Annotated in this window: 4 protein-coding genes; 3 read left to right on the top strand and 1 reads right to left on the bottom strand. The window is 71.8% G+C overall.

The features are described 5' to 3' along the window. Positions 1-203: winged helix-turn-helix domain-containing protein (locus AC27IQ_RS22145; protein ID WP_487090815.1), on the bottom strand; the 203-nt coding region annotated here is incomplete at its 3' end. A gap of 82 nt (positions 204-285) precedes the next feature. On the opposite strand from AC27IQ_RS22145, the gene modA reads away from it, so the two are divergent. The 3 genes from modA to modC form a co-directional block, all read left to right on the top strand. Continuing rightward, entirely contained in the window at positions 286-1,050 is a 765-nt protein-coding gene (gene modA / locus AC27IQ_RS22140; protein ID WP_487090814.1) for a molybdate ABC transporter substrate-binding protein, read from the top strand. Positions 1,051-1,095: 45 nt separating this feature from the next. Next, the gene (gene modB / locus AC27IQ_RS22135) at positions 1,096-1,782 is read left to right on the top strand and encodes a molybdate ABC transporter permease subunit (protein WP_317351949.1); all 687 of its coding nucleotides are present in this window, start codon (positions 1,096-1,098) and stop codon (positions 1,780-1,782) included. Beyond that, positions 1,779-2,677 (top strand): molybdenum ABC transporter ATP-binding protein (gene modC, locus AC27IQ_RS22130; protein ID WP_487090813.1); only part of this gene is annotated, 899 nt, incomplete at its 3' end. The genes modB and modC, both read left to right, overlap by 4 nt.

Genomic DNA, 2,677 nt, shown 5'->3' with positions numbered 1-2,677 from the left:
GCGCCCACGGCGCGCGCCACCAGGGGCACGCCCGCCAGGTTGGTGAGCGCGTCCACCGCCTGCCAGGCCGCCTTGTAGCTCACGCCCACGGCCCGCGCAGCCTGCGAGATCGATCCGCCCACGCCGATCTGGCGCAGGATGTCGATGCGCCGGTCCGCCATGCCCTGGCCCAGCGCATCGGAGAGGGAAAGCCGCTTTGTCATGGGCGCATCATGCCGCGCTGTCCAGGGCTGCCCGGGAAACCCGTCGCTATACTCGACCGCTATTCATCCAAGGAATAGCGCCATGCGATTTGCCTCCGCCCCCTCCCGACTTCTGGCCGCTGCCGGCATGGTCCTGGCGGGCCTGGCTTCGGCCCATGCCGGAGAGGTGCCCGTCGCCGTCGCGGCCAATTTCACGGCGCCGATGCAGAAGATCGCCGCGGCGTTCGAGCAGGCCACCGGCCACAAGGCCGTGCTGTCGTTCGGGGCCACCGGCAAGTTCTATGCGCAGATCAAGAACGGCGCACCGTTCCAGGTGCTGCTGTCCGCCGACGACACCACGCCCGCCCGGCTGGAGCAGGAGGGCCAGGCCGTGCAGGGATCGCGCTTCACCTATGCCGTGGGACGGCTGGTGCTGTGGAGCCCGCGCGAAGGCTACGTGGACGACCAGGGCCAGGTGCTCAAGGCGGGCGATTTCACCTATCTGGCCGTCGCCAACCCCAAGCTCGCGCCCTATGGCCTGGCAGCCGTGCAGACGCTGGAAAAGCTCGGCCTGGGCGAGCGCCTGCAGCCGCGCTTCGTGACGGGCGAGAACATCGCGCAGACCTACCAGTTCGTGGCCACGGGCAATGCGCAGCTGGGCTTCGTGGCGCTGTCGCAGGTCATGGAAGGCGGCAAGATCGCCAAGGGCTCGGCCTGGCAGGTGCCGGAGGCGCTGCACGACCCCATCCGGCAGGATGCCGTCCTGCTCGCCACGGGCAAGGACCAGCCCGCCGCCATTGCCCTGATGAAATTCCTGCGCAGCGACGCGGCGCGCGAGGTGATCCGGGCCTACGGCTACGGGCTCTGAGCCCCTGCCCGCACCCGCCAAAGCCGCCGGACCGACACGCTGCCGATGCCTTTTTCTGCGCAGGACCTGGCCGCCATCGGCCTCACGCTGCGGCTGGCCGCGCTCACCACGCTCACGCTGCTGGTGCTGTGCACGCCACTGGCCTGGTGGCTGGCGCACACGCCGTCGCGCTGGCGCGGCCCGGTCTCGGCGGTGGTGGCGCTACCGCTGGTGCTGCCCCCCACGGTGATCGGTTTCTACCTGCTGCTCACCCTGGGCCCCAACGGCCCGGTGGGCCGCGCGATGCAGTCGATGGGCCTGGCCACCCTGCCCTTCACCTTCGCCGGTCTGCTGGTGGGATCGGTCGTGTACTCGCTGCCGTTCGCGGTGCAGCCGCTGCAGCGCGCATTCGAGGCGGTGGGTGCGCGGCCGATGGAGGCCGCCGCCACGCTGGGCGCGGGCCCGTGGGACCGCTTCTTCACCGTGGGGATGCCGCTCGCGCGGTCGGGCTTTCTCACGGCGGGGGTGCTGAGCTTTGCGCACACGGTGGGAGAGTTCGGCGTGGTGCTCATGCTCGGCGGCAACATTCCCGGCGTGACGCGCGTGGTGTCGGTGCAGATCTACGACCACGTGGAGGCCATGGAATACCTGCAGGCCCACTGGCTGGCGGGGAGCATGGTGGTGTTCTCGTTCGGGGTGCTGCTGTTGCTGCACTGGCTGCAGCCCGCACGGCCCGGCAGGGGCGCGGCATGACGGCCGGTGCGGGACGGTTGCCCTGCACGGGCGAAGGCACCATCGAGGCCCGCCTGCGGCTGCAGCGCCCGGGCGGCTTCGTGCTGGACCTGGACCTGTCCCTTCCCGGCCGGGGCGTCACGGCGCTCTACGGTCCCTCGGGCTGTGGCAAGACGACCTGCCTGCGGGCCCTGGCGGGCCTGGAGCGGGCCCAGGGGCGCGTGGCCGTTCATGGGCAGGTGTGGCAGGACGACGCGCAGCGCCTGTGGCTCCCGACCCACCAGCGGGCGCTGGGCTATGTGTTCCAGGAATCGAGCCTTTTCGCGCACCTGGACGTGCGCCGCAACCTCGAGTACGGCCTGCGGCGCACACCCCCGGCGCGCAGGAAGGTGTCGCTGGAGCAGGCCGTCGAACTGCTCGGGCTGCAACCCCTGCTGGCCCGCCAGCCAAGCACCCTGTCGGGGGGCGAGCGCCAGCGGGTGGCGATGGCCCGGGCCCTGGCCGCCAGCCCCCGCGTGCTCCTGATGGACGAGCCCCTGGCCGCCCTGGACGCGCAGCGCAAGGCCGAAGTGCTGCCCTATCTGGAGCGCCTGCAGCGCGAACTGGACATTCCCGTGCTGTACGTGAGCCATGCGCAGGACGAAGTGGCCCGGCTGGCGCAGCACCTGGTGCTGCTTGGCGGCGGTCGGGTGCTGGCGAGCGGCCCCGCGCCGGCCCTCCTGGCGCGGCTGGACCTGCCGCTCGCCGAGGGCGACACGGCGGCGACCGTGGCCGAGGGCAGGGTCGACGGTTACGACGCGGCGGACCAACTCATGGACGTTCGCCTGCCCGGGGGCGGCGCATTGCTGGTGGCCACCGCCGATCCCCACCCGCCGGGCACGGCCGTGCGCTTTCGGGTGCAGGCGCGCGATGTGAC

The sequence above is a fragment of the Acidovorax sp. KPB24-07 genome (assembly GCF_057543315.1).
Note: the sequence above shows the minus strand (reverse complement) of the source record. Positions and strands in the feature narration are given on the sequence as shown.